Origin of the sequence: Streptomyces sp. NBC_01571, from assembly GCF_026339875.1 — a bacterium.
Taxonomy (GTDB): Bacteria; Actinomycetota; Actinomycetes; order Streptomycetales; family Streptomycetaceae; genus Streptomyces.
Map to the genome: position 1 here is coordinate 6,197,526 of NZ_JAPEPZ010000001.1, position 17,400 is coordinate 6,214,925.

General features: G+C 71.3%; 13 protein-coding genes. 7 read left to right on the forward strand and 6 right to left on the reverse strand.

Annotated elements, in window-relative coordinates:
* Positions 1–30: 30 nt before the first annotated feature.
* On the reverse strand, positions 31–444 hold the full coding sequence (locus OHB41_RS28090; protein ID WP_266700896.1) for a hypothetical protein: 414 nt from the start codon (positions 442–444) through the stop codon (positions 31–33).
* A 33-nt stretch (positions 445–477) separates the two neighbouring features.
* Positions 478–2,475 carry a glycosyltransferase family 2 protein gene (locus OHB41_RS28095; protein ID WP_266700897.1) on the reverse strand — a complete coding sequence of 666 codons (1,998 nt, stop codon included), beginning with the start codon at positions 2,473–2,475 and terminating at the stop codon, positions 478–480.
* Between the two features lie 471 nt (positions 2,476–2,946).
* Here OHB41_RS28095 and OHB41_RS28100 point away from each other — a divergent pair, with 471 nt between their 5' ends.
* Complete coding sequence (locus OHB41_RS28100) at positions 2,947–4,584, forward strand: succinic semialdehyde dehydrogenase (RefSeq protein ID WP_266700898.1); 1,638 nt, start codon at positions 2,947–2,949, stop codon at positions 4,582–4,584.
* Between the two features lie 68 nt (positions 4,585–4,652).
* Positions 4,653–6,506: a GMC oxidoreductase gene (locus OHB41_RS28105; protein WP_526024969.1), complete on the forward strand. Its 1,854-nt coding sequence runs from the start codon at positions 4,653–4,655 to the stop codon at positions 6,504–6,506.
* A gap of 226 nt (positions 6,507–6,732) precedes the next feature.
* Here OHB41_RS28105 and OHB41_RS28110 read toward each other — a convergent pair whose 3' ends face one another.
* Positions 6,733–7,752, reverse strand: a complete 1,020-nt coding sequence (locus tag OHB41_RS28110; protein WP_266700899.1) for an LPXTG cell wall anchor domain-containing protein — start codon at positions 7,750–7,752, stop codon at positions 6,733–6,735.
* A gap of 215 nt (positions 7,753–7,967) precedes the next feature.
* Here OHB41_RS28110 and OHB41_RS28115 point away from each other — a divergent pair, with 215 nt between their 5' ends.
* On the forward strand, positions 7,968–9,173 hold the full coding sequence (locus OHB41_RS28115) for a hypothetical protein (RefSeq protein WP_266700900.1): 1,206 nt from the start codon (positions 7,968–7,970) through the stop codon (positions 9,171–9,173).
* A gap of 654 nt (positions 9,174–9,827) precedes the next feature.
* Here OHB41_RS28115 and OHB41_RS28120 read toward each other — a convergent pair.
* Positions 9,828–10,121, reverse strand: a complete 294-nt coding sequence (locus OHB41_RS28120) for a chorismate mutase (protein WP_266700901.1) — start codon at positions 10,119–10,121, stop codon at positions 9,828–9,830.
* Between the two features lie 538 nt (positions 10,122–10,659).
* On the opposite strand from OHB41_RS28120, the gene guaA reads away from it, so the two are divergent.
* Complete coding sequence (gene guaA / locus OHB41_RS28125; protein ID WP_266700902.1) at positions 10,660–12,240, forward strand: glutamine-hydrolyzing GMP synthase; 1,581 nt, start codon at positions 10,660–10,662, stop codon at positions 12,238–12,240.
* A gap of 9 nt (positions 12,241–12,249) precedes the next feature.
* On the opposite strand, the gene OHB41_RS28130 is transcribed toward guaA, so the two are convergent.
* On the reverse strand, positions 12,250–12,726 hold the full coding sequence (locus tag OHB41_RS28130; RefSeq protein WP_266700903.1) for a pyridoxamine 5'-phosphate oxidase family protein: 477 nt from the start codon (positions 12,724–12,726) through the stop codon (positions 12,250–12,252).
* A gap of 376 nt (positions 12,727–13,102) precedes the next feature.
* Here OHB41_RS28130 and OHB41_RS28135 point away from each other — a divergent pair, with 376 nt between their 5' ends.
* A complete protein-coding gene (locus tag OHB41_RS28135) occupies positions 13,103–13,897 on the forward strand; it encodes a class II aldolase/adducin family protein (RefSeq protein WP_153289062.1) in 795 nt (264 codons plus the stop codon).
* Here the strand turns inward: OHB41_RS28135 and OHB41_RS28140 are convergent.
* Complete coding sequence (locus OHB41_RS28140; RefSeq protein ID WP_266700904.1) at positions 13,890–14,783, reverse strand: DUF4429 domain-containing protein; 894 nt, start codon at positions 14,781–14,783, stop codon at positions 13,890–13,892. The two genes, OHB41_RS28135 and OHB41_RS28140, sit on opposite strands and share 8 nt — an antisense overlap.
* A 257-nt stretch (positions 14,784–15,040) precedes the next feature.
* On the opposite strand from OHB41_RS28140, the gene OHB41_RS28145 reads away from it, so the two are divergent.
* Both OHB41_RS28145 and OHB41_RS28150 read left to right on the forward strand, forming a co-directional pair.
* Positions 15,041–16,354, forward strand: a complete 1,314-nt coding sequence (locus OHB41_RS28145; protein ID WP_266700905.1) for a hypothetical protein — start codon at positions 15,041–15,043, stop codon at positions 16,352–16,354.
* 357 nt (positions 16,355–16,711) lie between these two features.
* Positions 16,712–17,251: a DoxX family protein gene (locus OHB41_RS28150; RefSeq protein ID WP_266700906.1), complete on the forward strand. Its 540-nt coding sequence runs from the start codon at positions 16,712–16,714 to the stop codon at positions 17,249–17,251.
* Positions 17,252–17,400: the final 149 nt, after the last annotated feature.

Genomic DNA, 17,400 nt, shown 5'->3' on the forward strand with positions numbered 1-17,400 from the left:
GTCTTCGTGGTGACCCGGGGCCGCCGCCCGTCACGGCTTCATTCTGGCGACGACGGCTCTGGCCAGGTTCGTTTTCGCCACCTGCAACGCGAAGTCCGCCGCGCCGGGTACCGGCTTCGCGTACCAGGGCAGTCCCCGGCGGCGCCACTTGGCCGGCACGGACTTCCTGGGGAAGGCCGGCAGGGGCGACGACCACGGGCCGAGGCGGAGCCGGCCGGTCCACTCGCCGGCGGGGAGCTGTGCGACCGGCACCCGTACGGTGAAGGTGCCGTCGGCCGCGGGGCGGCCGGCCGCGAAGGACACGCTCCTGTCGTGCCCGTCGTCCAGAACGGCCCGCAGCGCGCCCTCCGGATGGGCGGCGAGCGTGCACCGCCCGGTGAACTCCAGCTCGGTGGGGGCGCCGGGAACCCAGCGGACACCGTCCAGCCGGAGGTGGGACAGCACGTCGTGCTTCTTCTCGCCGGCCGGCCCGTTCCCTCAGGGCTTGAGCCGGCCCGCGACCGCCTTGACGAGGTCGGTCTTGCCCACCCGCAGAGCGAACCGCTCGGCTCCGCCGGACAGCGGCTTGGCGTACCAAGGGGTGCCCCGGCGGCGCCACTTGGCCACGGCCAGGTTCTTCGGGAGCGGCGGAAGGGCCACGGACCAGCCGGAGAGCCGCAGTTGCCCGCTCCAGACTCCTGCGGGGAGATCGGTGGCCGGCACCCGCGCGGTGAAGGTGTCGCCGTGCGGGGTGCGGACGGCGGGGAAGACGGCCGTCGCACCGCCGTCGCAGGCGAGCACCAGCTCCAGTGGTCCGTCCGGGTAGACGCCCAGCGTCCACCGGCCGGAGATCAGCAGCTCGGTGGGGGTGCTGGCGTTCCAACGGGCCTGGGCGAGCTTCAGGTGCGACAGCACCCGGTGCTTCTTCTCCCCCAGGTCCAGCGTGAAGTTGCCGTGCGGCTTGGTGGTGTAGAGGGTGACGGCGCGGACGCCCCCCGCGGTGCCCACGAGACGGCTGTCCGCCGCGCCGGGCACGTCCTCACCCCGCTTGCTGCCGATCCGTACCTCTCGCGAGAGCCCCTGGGCCCCGACCGCCAGGGAGATGTCCCACAGCCCGTCGTCGAGCGGCGCCGCGCCGGCGGCGGTGTCGATGTCGACGGAGACCTCGAATCCCGCCCTGTCGTACGTGTACCGGCCGTCGTCCTCGTACGCGCCCAGCCCCGGGGTGGCGGTGTGCGTGACCGGGAGGCGGTGCTCCGTCCCGCTCTCGCGTTCGCGCAGCACCAGCTCGGTGGTGACGTCCTCGGTCGCCACGCGGTGCAGGTACGCGTAGCCGGCCAGGCGCAGTACGGTGCCGCGCAGTTCGGCGCGGGAGACGTGGTGCCGGGTGCCGACCTGGGCGGTGACGTCGTAGCAGTCGTCGGGGACGGCGTGTGCCGGGTCCCGGAAGAAGGGGTACCGGGCGTAGGCGCGGCCCTTGTCGACGACCAGCGGGGTGGCCACGCCGGACTTCTTCGACTCCTCCTCGAAACGGTCGAGTTCGAGGAGTTCCCCGGCCATGCCGCGCTGTATGAGGTGGAGGCGGAGCCAGGCCATCGCGGAGAGTTCCGCGCGCAGGCCGTCGTGGAGCAGCGGGGTGATGATCCGGGTGAGACGGGCCAGGGTCTCGCGCTGCTGCTCGCGGGTCTCCAGCCCGAGGTGGCGGTGGACGAGCGACCGCACCTCGACCGTGAGGTGGCGGTGCGCCATGCGGTCGCGGCCGGGGCCGGGCGGGACGTTGTCGGTGATGAGGTCGACCATGCGGGCGAGGTAGCGCAGGCGGGGCTCGGAACCCGAGGTGGTCGCGGTGATGTTGTTGCCGTCGTCCCGCAGGAGCCAGAAGACGCAGTCGTAGTCGGCGACCACGGAGATCCCCGAAGCGTGGAGATAGGCGGAGGCCACGAACGGCTGGTCCTCGCCCGTGGGCAGATCGGTCGGGAAGCGCAGCCCGTGCCGTTCCACCAGCTCACGGCGGAACAGCTTCATCGGGCTGAGGGTCCAGTAGACGCGGGAGGTGAAGACGTCGGTCTTCGGTTCGTTGCGCCGGAACATCGACGTGGGTGCCTCGCGACCGCCGACGCCGACCATCTTGCCGAGGACGACGTCGGTGCCGTTCTCCTCTGCCATGGCGACCATGCGTTCCAGGGCCTCGGGTCCCAGGTGGTCGTCGGCGTCCAGGAAGAAGACGAACTTGCCGCGGGCGAGGTCGAGTCCGGCGTTGCGGGGTGCCGCGGGGCCGCCCGAGTTCTCCTGGCGGACGATGTGCAGAAGCCCCGGGTGCACGCCCGCGAGTCGGTCGAGTTCGGCCGCGGTGCCGTCCGTCGAACCGTCGTCGACGACGATGACTTCCAGCCGTTCCGCGCCGATGGTCTGCTCGGCGACGGAGGAAATCGTGCGCGTCACGTAGGGCATGGCGTTGTATGCCGCGATGATCACCGAAACGGTGGGCGTGGCCATCTTCACGTTCTCCAAGCAGGGTGGGGCACCCCCCGGTTCTCTGGCATGGCGTTGGCCATGTGCGGAGGTGCGCGCCATTTTCGGGAATACGTGCCGACTGTCCTGTGAAGATACCGTGAGCCGCTTATGCCTTCAAGGTAAGGGTGAGGTTAAGAAACCGTCGCACGGTGGAGCGAATAATGCTCCGATGTCTCTTTTGCAGTCTATTCCTCCAGGGTGGGCCTTTCCTGTTTGTGGGCAGGGAGAAGCGCCGGGAAACCCGCCGCCGAGTGGACGTCCTGGGCGCGGGCGGCTCCTGACCGCAGGTCACGCTCCCCTCCTGTTCGGCGGCGGCGATGGAGCGGGTGCGCCCCGGACAACGCCCTGATCAGCGCATTCGCTGCCAGTGCTCACTGGCGTGGTGTGTGCACCCCGTGAAAGGGGGTTACCAACGGGTACCCAAAGCCCTCGCGCCGTCATACCCTGCGCTTCATGACGGACTCGCAGGCCCCGGAAATCCTCGGTACGGACCAGCCGGAAAAGACCGGCACCAACCCCCTCGCCCCCGCCCCCGCGGGCGCCCGCACCGCTGCCGATGTGGTCACGCCCGAGCTGGTCGCGCAGCTCACCAAGGGTGTCGTCGGCTCCGGACGCACCGCCAACCACACCCCGTTCACCGGCGAGAAGCTGGCCGACCTGCCCGAGTCCACCCCCGAGGACGTCGCCACGGCCTTCGAGCGGGCGCGCCAGGCGCAGACGGTCTGGGGCGCCACCCCGGTGCGGCAGCGCGCCGCCGTCCTGCTGCGTTTCCACGACCTGGTGCTCGCGCGGCAGGCCGAGGTGCTGGACCTCATCCAGCTGGAGACGGGCAAGGCCCGGCTGCACGCGCACGAGGAGGTGCAGGCCGTCGTCGTGGCCGCGCGCCACTACGGCCGCAAGGCCCCGGCGTACCTGCGCCCCAAGCGGCACGCCGGTGCGATGCCCACCCTCACCAAGGTCACCGAACTGCGGCACCCGCGCGGTGTCGTCGGTCAGATCGCGCCCTGGAACTACCCGCTCGAACTCTCCGTCGGTGACGCCCTTCCCGCGTTCGTCGCGGGCAACGCGGTCGTCATGAAGCCCGACACCGAGACCTGCCTCACCGCGCTCTGGGCGCGCGACCTGCTGATCGAGGCCGGGCTGCCCGCCGAGGTCTTCCAGGTGGTCATCGGGGACGGTCCGGTCGTCGGACCCGAGGTCGTCAAGCACGCCGACTACGTCTCCTTCACCGGGTCCACCCGTACCGGCCGTGAGGTCGCCCAGGGCGCCGCGGCCCGTCTCGTGGGCGTCTCCCTCGAACTCGGCGGCAAGAACGCCATGGTGGTCCTGGAGGACGCCGACATCGACAAGGCCGCCGCGGGCGCCGTCCGCGCCTGCTTCTCCTCCGCGGGACAACTCTGCATCTCGATCGAGCGGTTGTACGTCCACGAGTCCGTCGCCGACGTGTTCGCGGAGCGTTTCGCCGCCCGCACCAGGGCCATGCGGCTCGGCACCTCCCTCGCCTACGGGGCCGACATGGGCTCGCTGGTGGGGGAGCGGCAACTGGAGACCGTGACCCGGCACGTGGAGGAAGCGGTCGCGAAGGGGGCGAGGGTCCTCGCCGGAGGCGTCGCCCGTCCCGACGTCGGGCCCTACTTCTACGAGCCCACCATCCTCGACGGCGTCGAGGCGCCCATGGCCGTCTGCAACGAGGAGACCTTCGGGCCGGTGGTCTCCCTGTACCGCTTCAGGACGGAGGACGAGGTCGTCGAACTCGCCAACTCCACCGCGTACGGCCTCAACTCCTCCGTCTGGACGAAGGACGGCCGGCGCGGACGCGCGGTCGCCGCCCGGCTGCGCACCGGGACCGTGAACGTCAACGAGGGCTACGCGCCCGCGTACGGCAGCGTCCAGTCGCCCATGGGCGGCATGAAGGACTCGGGGCTCGGCCGGCGCCACGGCTCCGAGGGCATCCTCAAGTACACCGAGGCGCAGACCGTCGCCCAACAGCGGCTGCTGCCGATGGCGCCGTCGCTCGGGATGGACGACGAGAAGTACGCCGCGTTCATGAGCCGGAGCCTCCAGGTCATGAAGGCGCTGCGGCTTCGCTAGTCCCGCGACAGGCACCGGCCCCGGTCCTTTCGCGCGTCCGCACCCGTTCTCGACGAGGAGAGCAGCACGTGTCACAGGAGAACTCCGCCCAGGAGCAGCACGACGACTCCCCGCACGACTCGGCGCGCGACTCGGCGCACGACGCGCGCGACTCGGCGTACGACTACGACGTCCTCGTGGTCGGCTCCGGGTTCGGCGGTTCCGTCACGGCCCTGCGCCTGACGGAGAAGGGCTACCGCGTCGGAGTGCTGGAGGCCGGCCGCCGCTTCACCCGCGACACGCTGCCGAAGAACTCCTGGGACATCAGGAACTACCTCTGGGCCCCGCCGCTCGGCATGTACGGCATCCAGCGCATCCATCTGCTGGGCAACGTCATGGTGCTGGCGGGCGCCGGCGTCGGCGGCGGCTCCCTCAACTACGCCAACACCCTCTACGTACCGCCGAAGGCCTTCTTCGACGACCCGCAGTGGAAGGACATCACCGACTGGCAGGAGGAGTTGGAGCCGTACTACGACCAGGCCCGGCGCATGCTCGGCGTACGGCTCAACCCGACGATGACCCCGTCCGACGTCCACCTCAAGGCGGCCGCGCAGCGGATGGGCGTCGGTGACACCTTCCACATGGCGCCGGTCGGTGTCTTCTTCGGGGACGGGCAGGACGCGGACGGCACGGCCGAGGCCGGGCCCGGCGGCGAGGTCGCGGACCCCTACTTCGGCGGCGCCGGACCCGACCGCAAGGCGTGCACCGAGTGCGGTGAGTGCATGACCGGCTGCCGGCACGGCGCGAAGAACACCCTCAACGAGAACTACCTGTACCTGGCCGAGAAGGCGGGCGCGGTCGTGCACCCGATGACGACCGCCGTGTCCGTCACCGACGACTCGCGCGGCGGGTACGCCGTCGCCACCCTCCCCACGGACGGGAAACGCAAGAGCGCGGGCCGGATGTTCACGGCACGCCGGGTCGTGATCGCCGCCGGTACGTACGGCACGCAGACCCTGCTGCACCGCATGAAGGCGGGCGGCCAGCTGCCCCGTCTGTCGCCGAGGCTGGGTGAGCTGACCCGCACCAACTCGGAGGCGCTGGTGGGCGCGCAGACGGACAACCGCCGGTACCGCAGGGCCACCGGTGCGCCGAAGGTCGACTTCACCCGGGGCGTCGCCATCACGTCCTCGATCCATCCCGACGAGAACACGCACATCGAACCGGTCCGTTACGGCCGGGGATCGAACTCGATGGGCAGTCTCTCGATCCTCCAGGTCCCGTACGCGGAGGGCTCGTCGAGGGCTCTGGGCTGGCTGGCCAACGCCCTGCGGCACCCGCTGCTGGTGGCCCGTTCGCTCTCCAACCGGCACTGGTCGGAGCGGACCATCATCGGCCTGGTGATGCAGTCGCTCGACAACTCGCTGACCACGTACCTGAAGCCGAAGGGCGCGGGCAAGGGGCTGTTGACTGCCCGTCAGGGACACGGGGCACCCAACCCCAAGCAGATCAGGGCGGCTTCGCAGGCCGCCTCCACCATTGCCGCCGAGATCAACGGCTTCGCCGGCAGCAACGTGGGCGAGCTGATGGGCACGCCGCTGACCGCGCACTTCCTCGGCGGCTGCCCGATCGGCGCGAGTGCCGACGACGGCGTGATCGACGCCTACCACCGGCTGTACGGCCACCCGGGGATCTCGGTGGTCGACGGCGCCGCCGTCTCCGCGAACCTGGGCGTCAACCCGTCGCTCACCATCACGGCCCAGGCCGAGCGCGCGATGTCGTACTGGCCCAACAAGGGCGAGGCGGACCCGCGCCCGGCGCAGGGAGCCGCGTACGAACGGCTGAAGCCGGTCGAGCCCCTTCGGCCCGCCGTCCCCGCGGACGCCTTCGGCGCTCTGCGGCTGCCGTTCCTGGGGATGCCGACGGTGCCACCGAAGAAGTAGGACGCGGCCGGGCCCACCGGCCGCGGGGAGAAGCGGCCAGAGGCAGGCGGGCGCGGGAAGACGCCGGCCGGCGCGGGAACGCGAAAAGGGACCTGTGCCCCCCTCCGAGCCCAGGTCCCTCTTCTTGCACCTGTACGAGTTCCTGTACCGAGTTCCAGTACCGGGTTCCTGTACGTGTACTGCTGGGAGGCGTGCCGTCTGCGCGGCCCGTCCCCGGTGTACCGCCTTACGCGGCCGCGCCACCCGACTTGCGACGACGCACCGTGAACACCGCGCCGGCGCCCGCGACGACGGCGATACCGCCCACGAGCGCGATCGTCGGCAGGGCGGACGAGGAACCGGTCGAGGCGAGGCTGCCGGTGGCCGGGATCTCGTCGGCGCCACCCTGCGGCTTCGTGCCGCCGGACGGCTTGTCGCCCTTGCCCGGCTTGGGCTTGCCCGGGTTCTCGTTGCTGCTGCCGGCCGCGAGGACGGTGAGCTCGTAGAACGCGAAGGAGCTGTGGACGCAGTCCTTCTCCTGGTCCACGTAACCGCCCAGGCCGAGGGCGTAGCCGTCGCCGGCCGGGGCCTTCGAGCTGATGTTGACACGCAGCTTGATGGCGACCGTCTGCTTGCCGCCCAGCGTGGTCTCACCGAAGTAGATGCCGTTGCCGACCTCGTCCGCGATGGACTCCCACGACTTGCTCGTGGGGTTGAAGTACTCGAGCTGGGCGTACGTGCTCAGCCAGTCGTTCTCGTCGTCGCTGTCCGAGTAGTTGTCGACCGTGGCGAGCCACTGGACCTGACCGAGGTCCTGGTCGCTGTGGTTGGCGGCGGAGAGCGTGAAGTTGTGCCAGCCGCTGCCCGCGACGATCTTGCCGGGCAGCCCGGAGACGGCCAGCGACAGCTGCGAGCCGGCGTCCACACCGTCGTCGTCGACGGGGCAGTCCTCCGTCGGCCACGCCGACGGCTCCGCGGACTGCGACGGAGTGGCGGACGCGGACGGCTTGCCGGACTCGCTGGCGCTGGCGCTCGCACTGCCGCTCGGGGCCGGAGCGGACCCGCTCGCGGACTCGGAGGCGCTCGGCGCGGGAGCGGAGTCGCTCGACGACGCGGACGCGGACGCCGACGCGCTCGTGGACTCGGACACCGACGCGCTCGGGGAGGAGCTGTCGTCCGACGCGAATGCGGTCGGCGCCGAAAGCAGTGCCAGCGGAGCTATGGCTGCCGTCGCGGCCGCTACGGCCATGGCACGGCGAAGCTTCATGAAGACCTCAAAAAGTCCGGTGTACCGCGACGCCGCGGTACGCGTATGGGGTGAGGCCTCCGCGTGTGGGGCGCGGGTGTGGCCGTTGGTTCAGCAGGTGTGACCCGTGGAACCCGCGAAGGGTTGTGCCGTCATTCACATAATCTTTATGTGTGCTGGGTCACATGCGGGTACGGCTTGTGGACACCCGTTCTATCCGCTTAGAACTGACCCTCGTGTCTGAGAAGCAGCCCGAAAGGGCAGGTGAGCCCGAGCGGCCGGAGGAGTCCTCCGTTCCTGACGAGGTGTGGGAGCGGTTCATCCGCGACTCCGAGCGGGACATCCGGGCCTCGGCCCCCAAGGAGCCGTCCGCCCGCGCTCGCATGGTGACCGAACGGCTGCGGCAGCGGGAGGCCCGGGGAGTCGAACCGGAGGGGTGGCGGACCGGGCCCGCCTGGCAGGAGATGCGGAAGGCGGAGGGCCGCACGGCCCGGCGCCGACGGCTGTGGGCGATCTTCGGCGTCCCCGTCGCGGCCGCCGTGGCGCTGGTGGCCGTACGGCCGTCGCTGCTGCCTGGCGATCCCTTCGGAACCTCTTCCGGCAGCTCCTCCTCCGGACGGACGTCGTCCGACGACGCGGGGCCCGTCGCCGAACTGCCCGCCGAGACCGCGGCCCCGACCGCCGCGCCCTCGGAGGTCGCGCCCGGCACACCCACCCTCGACCGGCCGTTCGCCGGATCACCCGCCGAGCGGTACGCCGACGGCGCGGCGGGCATCGTCGTACCGGAGGCGAAGCCGGTCGGCCCGCTCACCAAGGAGCAGGTCGCCAGGGCACTGCGGCGGACCAAGGCGCTGCTCGTCGGCGCGAACATCGACCGGAAGACACTGCTCGGTGGCCGTCCGACGAGCGTGCTCGCCCTCCTCGACCCCCAGCAGCCGAAGATGGTCGACGACGTGAACAGCTGGCTGCGCAAGCCGGACGTGAAACACGATCCGCTCTGGCTCTTCAGCCGGTTCGACCCGCACGAGGTTCGGCTCGTCGGGGACGTGGTCAAGACCCGCGGCCGTATGACGTTCAAGGCGGGCACCCGCGCGTCCGTCGTCATCCACGCCGACTACACCTTCGTCTATCCGCTGGCCCAGGCGGACCGGGACTCGACCGAGGTGGCCCGCACCATCGTGCGCCGTGTCCTGGACATCGAGGTCTCCGACCCGGCGAAGTACCGGGTCACCCCGGGCAAGCTGGCGCTCCTCGCCTACGACGAGGACCTCTCGAACTCGGCCTGCTTCGTCTACGACGGCTTCCTGCACCCGCAGTTCGACTCGGCCGCCCCGACCGGGGCGACGCCCAGCGGACCCGCGGTCGATCCGTACGACCGGAGCCGGCCCCTCCATCACTCCGACTCCGACTCCGCGTCCTGCGGTTCCGTCTCCCGGACCTGAGCGGATCGGTCTCCCGGACCTGAGCGGATCGGTCTCCCGGACCCGGGCGGATCGGTCTCCCGGACCTGAGCCGGAGGGCATCCGGACGCACGCGCGAAGGGCCCCGCGGGACGGAAGCCGCGGGGCCCTTCTGCGTCAGCACCGGCGTCAGGGCGGCGCCGGTGCCTGGGGCGCGGCGCCGGAGGGGGTGCGCCGCGGGTCATGGAAGGAGGTCGTTCGTCCACGGGGACATGGAACTGGTGTCGCGGCAGGAGCCGGGACCCTGGGACGTGGGGGTGGGTACCTTCTTCGGGTGGGGTCCGTCGAAGGGCCTCGGTTCCGCCGGCCGGTCGGACGATTGCGCCGGTCGGCCCCGGGCGTCCCCGGAGCCGACCGTTCTCTTGAGTGACCGGGCCGCTGTCCCCTGCCGTCCGGTCACACCCCTGGGGCGAGGTCCCACGACGCACGGCACGATCCGTACGTCTCATCGCCCCAGCGGAGCCACGCGTGGTTGTTTCGGGCCCGCCCCTGGCTGGCACGGACACCGGGACCAACGAAGGCCGCCGCACCCCGGTCACGCGCCGTACGGGTGAGACGGCATGCGTACGTGCGTACGCGGCGTGACGGGATGCACGGGACGGACCGGGCGCACGTGACACGAGCCGGGCACGGGGTTCAGATGCGGCCGCGGCACAGCTCGAGCAGGGTCATGGCCAGCGCTGTGCCCGGCTTGCCCAGCGCCTCGCGGTAGCGGCCGAGGACCTCCATCTCGCGGGAGAGGTTCACGCGCCGGCCACCGGACTCGATCCGGGCCTTCTGGATCACCGCGGAGACGGCCATGCGTTCCTGGACGAGGCCGATGATCCGGTCGTCGAGGGCGTCGACACGGTCGCGGGCGTCGGTGATCACGTCAGCGGCCTCGTCGGTGCGGGCGCCGGTCTTGTCGAGTACGTCGGCTGCGTCGGCCATGGTGGGGCTCCTTCGGATCTGTGGAAGGGGTGCCCCGGGGCGGTCCGGCCCGGAAACGGCAGGCGCCCCGGGCCTTGTCGGCCCGGGGCGCCTGGGGAGTCGCTTGTCAGTTGCTCAAGCAGCACGACCATGGCAGCCGGTGGGCCGGTTGCCATAGGTAAACGCGAAGGTGTGATGCGTGAGCACGTGACCAGTATGCCCGCGCCTCCGGAACGGGCCAAGCCGGTTCGGATACTGAGACAGTCGTCCGGTTCCGGGTGCGGGTGGTCGAGGACTTCTCCAGCCCGTCCGGAACCATCCAGCGCGCGCCGCATCTCCAGCCCGTCCGGCGCTTGAGGACGAGGCCGTCCAGGCCGAACGGGGGTCTGGGGGCGGAGCCCCCTGGTACGGATGACGGGGGTCCCCCCTGTTCGAGCGAAGCCGAGAGCTTGGGGGAGGGTAGGGGCGGCGGGGGCGAAAACGGCGGGACGGCACCCCCACGCGCACCCCCGGTAGACTCGACACCCCACACCCCCTGCTCACCGCCGGAAGGCAAACCGTGCCAGAAGCGTCCCCCGCCGCCCCCGACACCGTCCTGGTCGTCGACTTCGGTGCGCAGTACGCCCAGCTCATCGCCCGTCGCGTCCGCGAGGCCCGGGTCTACAGCGAGATCGTGCCGAGCACCATGCCGGTCCAGGAGATGCTCGCCAAGAACCCGGCGGCGATCATCCTCTCCGGCGGCCCCTCGTCGGTGTACGCCGAGAACGCCCCCCGCCTCGACCGTGAGCTCTTCGAGGCAGGCGTCCCCGTCTTCGGCATGTGCTACGGCTTCCAGCTGATGGCGACGGCCCTCGGCGGCACCGTCGACAACACGGGCGCCCGCGAGTACGGCCGTACGCCCCTGCACGTCTCGAAGTCGGGCTCCACCCTGTTCGAGGGCACCCCGGACGAGCAGTCGGTGTGGATGTCGCACGGCGACGCGTGCAGCGCCGCCCCCGAGGGCTTCACGGTGACGGCAGCCACGGACGTCGTCCCGGTCGCGGCCTTCGAGAACGACGAGAAGAAGCTGTACGGCGTCCAGTACCACCCCGAGGTCATGCACTCCACGCACGGCCAGCAGGTGCTGGAGCACTTCCTGTACCGCGGCGCCGGCCTCAAGCCGGACTGGACGACCGGCAACGTCATCGAGGAGCAGGTCGCCCTCATCCGCGAGCAGGTCGGCGGCAAGCGCGCCATCTGCGGTCTGTCCGGCGGTGTGGACTCCGCCGTCGCCGCCGCCCTCGTGCAGAAGGCCATCGGCGCCCAGCTGACCTGCGTGTACGTCGACCACGGTCTGATGCGCAAGGGCGAGACGGAGCAGGTCGAGAAGGACTTCGTGGCCGCGACCGGCGTGCAGCTGAAGGTCGTGGACGCGCAGGAGCGGTTCCTCGACGCGCTCAAGGGTGTCTCGGACCCCGAGGAGAAGCGGAAGATCATCGGCCGGGAGTTCATCCGGGTCTTCGAGCAGGCCCAGGCGGAGATCGTCGCCGAGGCCGCGGAGGGCGAGGACGTCGCCTTCCTGGTGCAGGGCACCCTCTACCCGGACGTGGTGGAGTCCGGCGGCGGCACCGGCACCGCCAACATCAAGTCCCACCACAACGTCGGCGGCCTCCCCGAGGACCTCGAGTTCGAGCTCGTCGAGCCGCTGCGCAAGCTGTTCAAGGACGAGGTCCGGATGGTCGGACAGGAGCTCGGCCTGCCGGACGAGATCGTCCAGCGCCAGCCCTTCCCGGGTCCCGGCCTCGGCATCCGTATCGTCGGCGAGGTCACCAAGGACCGCCTCGACCTGCTGCGCGAGGCCGACGCCATCGCCCGCGAGGAGCTGACGGCGGCCGGCCTCGACCGCGACATCTGGCAGTGCCCGGTGGTCCTGCTCGCCGACGTCCGCAGCGTGGGCGTCCAGGGCGACGGCCGTACGTACGGCCACCCGATCGTGCTCCGCCCCGTGTCGAGCGAGGACGCGATGACGGCCGACTGGTCGCGCCTCCCGTACGACGTCCTCGCCAAGATCTCCACCCGGATCACGAACGAGGTCGCCGACGTCAACCGTGTCGTCCTCGACGTGACGAGCAAGCCCCCGGGCACGATCGAGTGGGAGTAGTCCCTCCCGTCAGGTCCGCCTGAGAGTCCGCACCGGCTCCGAGGGCTTCCAGACCTGGACGACCAGATACGTGTCGTTCTCGACGAAGGTCCGTACGACCTCCGTCAGCTCGGTGCGGAAGAGGTGGAACGGCTCCGGCGGTTCCACCTCTTCCACGTACGCCCGTTTCAAGTCGCCGTCGGTGACCTCCACCGCCCGGCCGCTGATCCGTACGTCGCCCCCGCCCATCGCGGTGCCCGGCCCCGGGTTCGCCTGGAGCGCGAAGCGCGGGTCGCGACGCAGGTCGAGCGCCTTGAGCGAGTCCGGCATCATGCCGAGCCACAGCTCGCCGAGCAGGAAGCGTGTCTCGATGCCGCTGGTGCGGGGCGCGCCGTCCTTGCGGAGGGTCGCGAGGACATGGTGGGTGAACGCTCCGAAACGCTCCTCGGCCGGCCGGGCGAGTTCGGGTGCGGAGGCGGTGAAGGCGGCCCAGTTCGTACGACTCATGCGAGGAGTGTCGCGTCGATACCCGACATCTCCTGTCACGTATGGGGAGGTTCTCGGCGGCAATCCCCGCGGGCACCGGGCACCGGGCACCGGGCACCGGGAACCGGGGACGCGGGGCGCCGATCGGAGCGCCCGCCACGAACAGACCGGAAGGCTGTCCGGGTACCGGGCCGCACGACTGTCCGCGAGACCGCTTACATACCGGACGCGGGACCGCTCACGTACCGGCCGCACGACTGCCCGCGAACCGACCGGACGGCTCCCACGACACTCCCGCGTAACGGTTGCGCACTCTCTTCACCGAACGGCCCTGTTCTCCTACGGCGCCCGGAGGTAACTTCCGCTGCGTATCGGACACGCCAGTGCTGGAGGACATATGCAAGGGCCCACACCGCCCCTGCCCCTACCGACCGACCAGCTCCAGTTCGCCATGCCGCCGATGTACGACTCGCCGGACGACGAGCGACGCCACCGCAAGGAGCGGCTGGCCGGAGCGCTGCGGATCTTCGGGCGGCTCGGATTCGAGGACGGGGTCTCCGGCCACATCACCGCGCGCGACCCGGAGTACAGCGACTGCTTCTGGGTGAACCCCTTCGGGATGCCCTTCAAGCACGTCACCGTGAGCGACCTGGTCATGGCCAACCAGGACGGGCAGGTGGTCGAGGGCCGCTACCACGTGAACCAGGCGGCGTTCACCGTGCACGCCCAGGTCCACGCCGCCCGCCCCGACGTCGTCGCCGTCGCCCACTGCCACTCGGTGCACGGCCGCGCGCTCTCCGCCCTCGGTGACCTCCTCGACCCGATCAGCCAGGAGAGCTGTGCCTTCTACGAGGACCACGCGCTCTACGACACCTACAGCGGTGTCGCCGTGGACACCGAGGAGGGCCGCCGGATCGCCGGCGCGCTCGGCACCCGCAAGGCGCTGGTGCTGCGCAACCACGGACTGCTCACCGTCGGCGACTCGGTGGACGCGGCGGCCTGGTGGTTCCTGTCGATGGAACGCTCCAGCCAGGTGCAGCTCACCGCGCAGGCCGCGGGCCGCCCGGTCCTCATCGACCACAAGCAGGCGGTCGCGACCCGGGAGCAGCTCGGGGGCGACCTGGTGGCGTGGATCAACTACCAGCCCCTGTGGCAGGACATCAGCAGGAGCGAGCCCGATCTCCTCAGCTGAAGCCCTTCAGGACCGCCGCCTTCGTCGCCGTGAACTCCTCGTCCGTGAGCACCCCGTCCCGGTGCAGCTCACCCAGCTCGCGCAGCCGGCGCAGGAGTACGTCGTGATGGTCGGCCTGGGCCGGTACCGGCGCGCCGGCGGGCGGCTGCGGGGGCCGGCCGGTGAACTCGCCCGCCCGGACCGACGGATGCGGCAGCCGGGCCGTCACCGCGGCGGCGACGAGTGCCGTGAGCAGGTCACGGCGCGCGCTGCCCCACAGGTCGAGCGCGAACGGATCCTTCTCGGGCGGCAGTTTGGAGAACACGGTCTCGCGCGTGACGAAGCGCAGGAACCCGTCCTCGTAACCGGAGTTGGGCAGCCATTCCACCTGCACCAGGTCGCCGACGGCGATGATCCGCGGGCCCGTCGCGCGCTTGACCCGGTCGGAGGTGTCCGCCCAGTCGATGCGTACCTGCGCGCCGTCGAAGGAGACCGTGCCGTCACTGGACCGTACGGAGACGGGCACCGGCGGCCCCGCGAGCAGATAGGTCTTCGCCGGTTCCTGGGGGACCTGGTCCAGGAGCAACGCACGGCGGATCTCCTCGGCGACGTACCCGGCGACCCCGGAGCGGTCGGCGTCGACCGTCAGCCGGTACGGATCGGCCGCGTCCGGAAGCCGTCCCCCGGTCGCCTGGAGCAGCGGATCGGCGCCTTCGCGCAGCCTCAGGCGCAGCCGGCCGCGCTTGCGTTCCGGTTCGTGGACGATGCCGGACACCGCTTCCAGGGGAACCGTGATCTCCCCGTACGTCTGCCGGAACAGGGGCACGGAACGGTGCAGCCCCGGCGTGATCCTGACCGTGCTGCCGTCGAAGGCCCAGGTCCCGTCGCGCTGGATGATCTCGGCCATGGGGGAATTCTCGCAGCCGGGTCAACACGGGGTCCGGCACTTCACCCGCGCTGACCCAGACCTGCCGGACGCGGGTGCTGTTGCGTACGGCACAATTCGCTGTCATCGCGGGGCAGTTGTAAGGCAGTTGTACGGGAGTCAGGCGTGCGGGGCGTACGGAGACGTACGACTCCGCGTGAGGACGTACGCAGGCGTACGCAGACGTACGAGGATCTGGCCGCACGGGAGTTCCCGGTGCGGGGAAGGCGGCAACGGGCGTGGCGGTGCAGGAGGCGAGACACGGCGCGGAGCGCGGTGCGGGGCGCGGTGGCGGGCTCGGCGCCGGGCAGGGCGCGCATGGTGGCGGCTGTACCTGCGGGGACTGTCCGCACGGGGCGCGCGAGGGACACCGGCGGGCCGTCGCCGCGTTCCTCGCCAAGCGCGACGAACTGGCGTCGGGACAGGGACTGCCGGCTGCCGTCGCGCACTCGGCGTCCGCGTCCCGGCAGTGGGTCTCGGACGAACTCACCCAGTCCGCCGACCTCGTCGCCGAACGCGGCCGCGTCGACGGCGAGGCCTGGCTGGGGCGCCTGTGGCGGCGTACGGCGTTCGCGGTGTGGGGAACCGTCGTGGCGCTGCTGCTCGTGCAGGCGCTCACCGCGATCGGCGCGGGGTGGTCGGCGGCGCGGACGGCGGGGCTGGTCGCCGCCGCCGTGGTGGCCGGCGTGCTGACCGGTGCGGGTTATTTCCACCGGGCGCGCGGCGGTGCCCTCGCGCCGGTCATCGGCGAGGACAACCGTCTCTCCACCTCGCGTGCGATGGCCGCCGCGTGGGTGCTGTTCGTGGTGTACGCGGTGCTCGTCCTGGTGGGTCAGCTGGCGGCGGCCTCCGCCCACGGCAGGCGCGACGACCTGATCGCCGGGCTGGAACTCGCGCGGGGCGCCGGTGTCGTGACCGTCGTCGCGGTGGTGTGCGGGATCGCGGTGCTGGTACGCCGTGTGGTGGGCGTGCGGGTCCTCGGGCAACGGCTGCAGAAGGTACGGGCCGACCGGCCGCGCGCCGCCGACCTCCTCACGGACGACTCGGGCAAGGGCAGCTTCGCCGACATCCAGTACGTCGTCATCGGCGCCGTCGCCCTGGTCTTCGCCGCGGTACGGCTGGCCCGGCGGCCGGAACAGCTGCCCGACCTGCCCTGGGGCCTGGCGCTGCTCGTCCTGGTCTCGGCGGCCACCTACCTCTCGGGCAAGTACGCCGAGGGCGGCCGGCCCGTGATCCTCTCGGTCGTCCGCTCCCGCGAAGCCGGTGACCTCGACGCTCCGATCCGCACCGGGGACGACATCGAGATCCGGGGGGCCGGTTTCGTCCCTCCGGGCGCCCAGACCGCGGACCGGCTCTCCCGCATGGTCGTCCGCATCGGCGCGGTCCATGTGCATGTACCGCTGGTCCCGGTGCCGGGCGGCTTCAGCAGTCCCACTGACGCCGTGCTCACCGTGCCGGGGCCGGTCGACGTGGAGCCGGGACGCGTGGAGGTCCAGGTGGTGACGGCGGCGGGTGTGGAGACCAACCGCTGCGTGATCGACGTGACGGACTGAGAGGTGCCGGACCGACGGACCGGAGCTGACGGTCCGGAGGGGCGACGGGCCGAGGGAGCGACAGGCCGACCGGAGGGTGAGAAGCCCTGGACTGAGGGAGCGACGGGCCCAGGGGGCCGCGACACCGGAGTGCCGCGGGAGCGGGTCACCGGGTCATCGGGTCACCGGGTCACCGGTTCGGCGGTGGCGGGCGGAGGCGGAATCCTCGCCCGGCCGCACCGGTACTCCGGGGCCGGAAGGCGGCCGGGAGGTGTCTCCGGGCAAGAAAACCGGTCCCGGCCATTGAGCGCGGACCCACTCTCGTACGTATGGTCTGTTGAGGGGTCAACGGAATACGGGTGAGAGGCGGCGAGAGCGATGACTCACGGTATGCGGACGGATACCCAGAGCTCCTATGTCGACAACGGCGGACGGGGCGGATGGCGCGAGACGGCCACGCGCTACGCCCTGTTGCCGCTGCGGATCTTCCTCGGTGTCACCTTCATCTACGCGGGGATCGACAAGCTCACCAACAGCGCCTTCCTCTCCGCCTCGGGCTCCGGCTCGATCGGGGACTTGATGCGCACGGTGCGGGACTCCTCGGCGATCCCGGCCCTGGTCGACCTCGCGCTGAAGAGCCCCGTCGGCTTCGGCTACGCCATCGCCCTCGGCGAGCTGGCCGTCGGCATCGGCACCCTCATCGGACTGCTGGCGCGCCTCGCGGCGTTCGGCGGCGCGCTGATCTCCCTCAGCCTGTGGCTGACCGTCAGCTGGGCCTCCGACCCGTATTACTACGGCAACGATCTCGCCTATCTCATGGCCTGGCTGCCCCTGGTCCTCGCCGGCGCCTCGGTCTTCTCGCTCGACGCGGTCTGGCGGGCGCGACGAGGGCAACGGAGCGGGGAGTACCGCTACTAGACGGGACGATTCCGGCTGCCGGCCGGGGGACCGGCCGGCAGCCGGCAGGCCGGGTGGACCGCCGCCTGCCGACCGCCCACCGGCCGCGCGTCCGACCCACCCGGTCCCGTCGGCCCGTACGCGGGTCCCGGCCGGCACGAACCACCGCA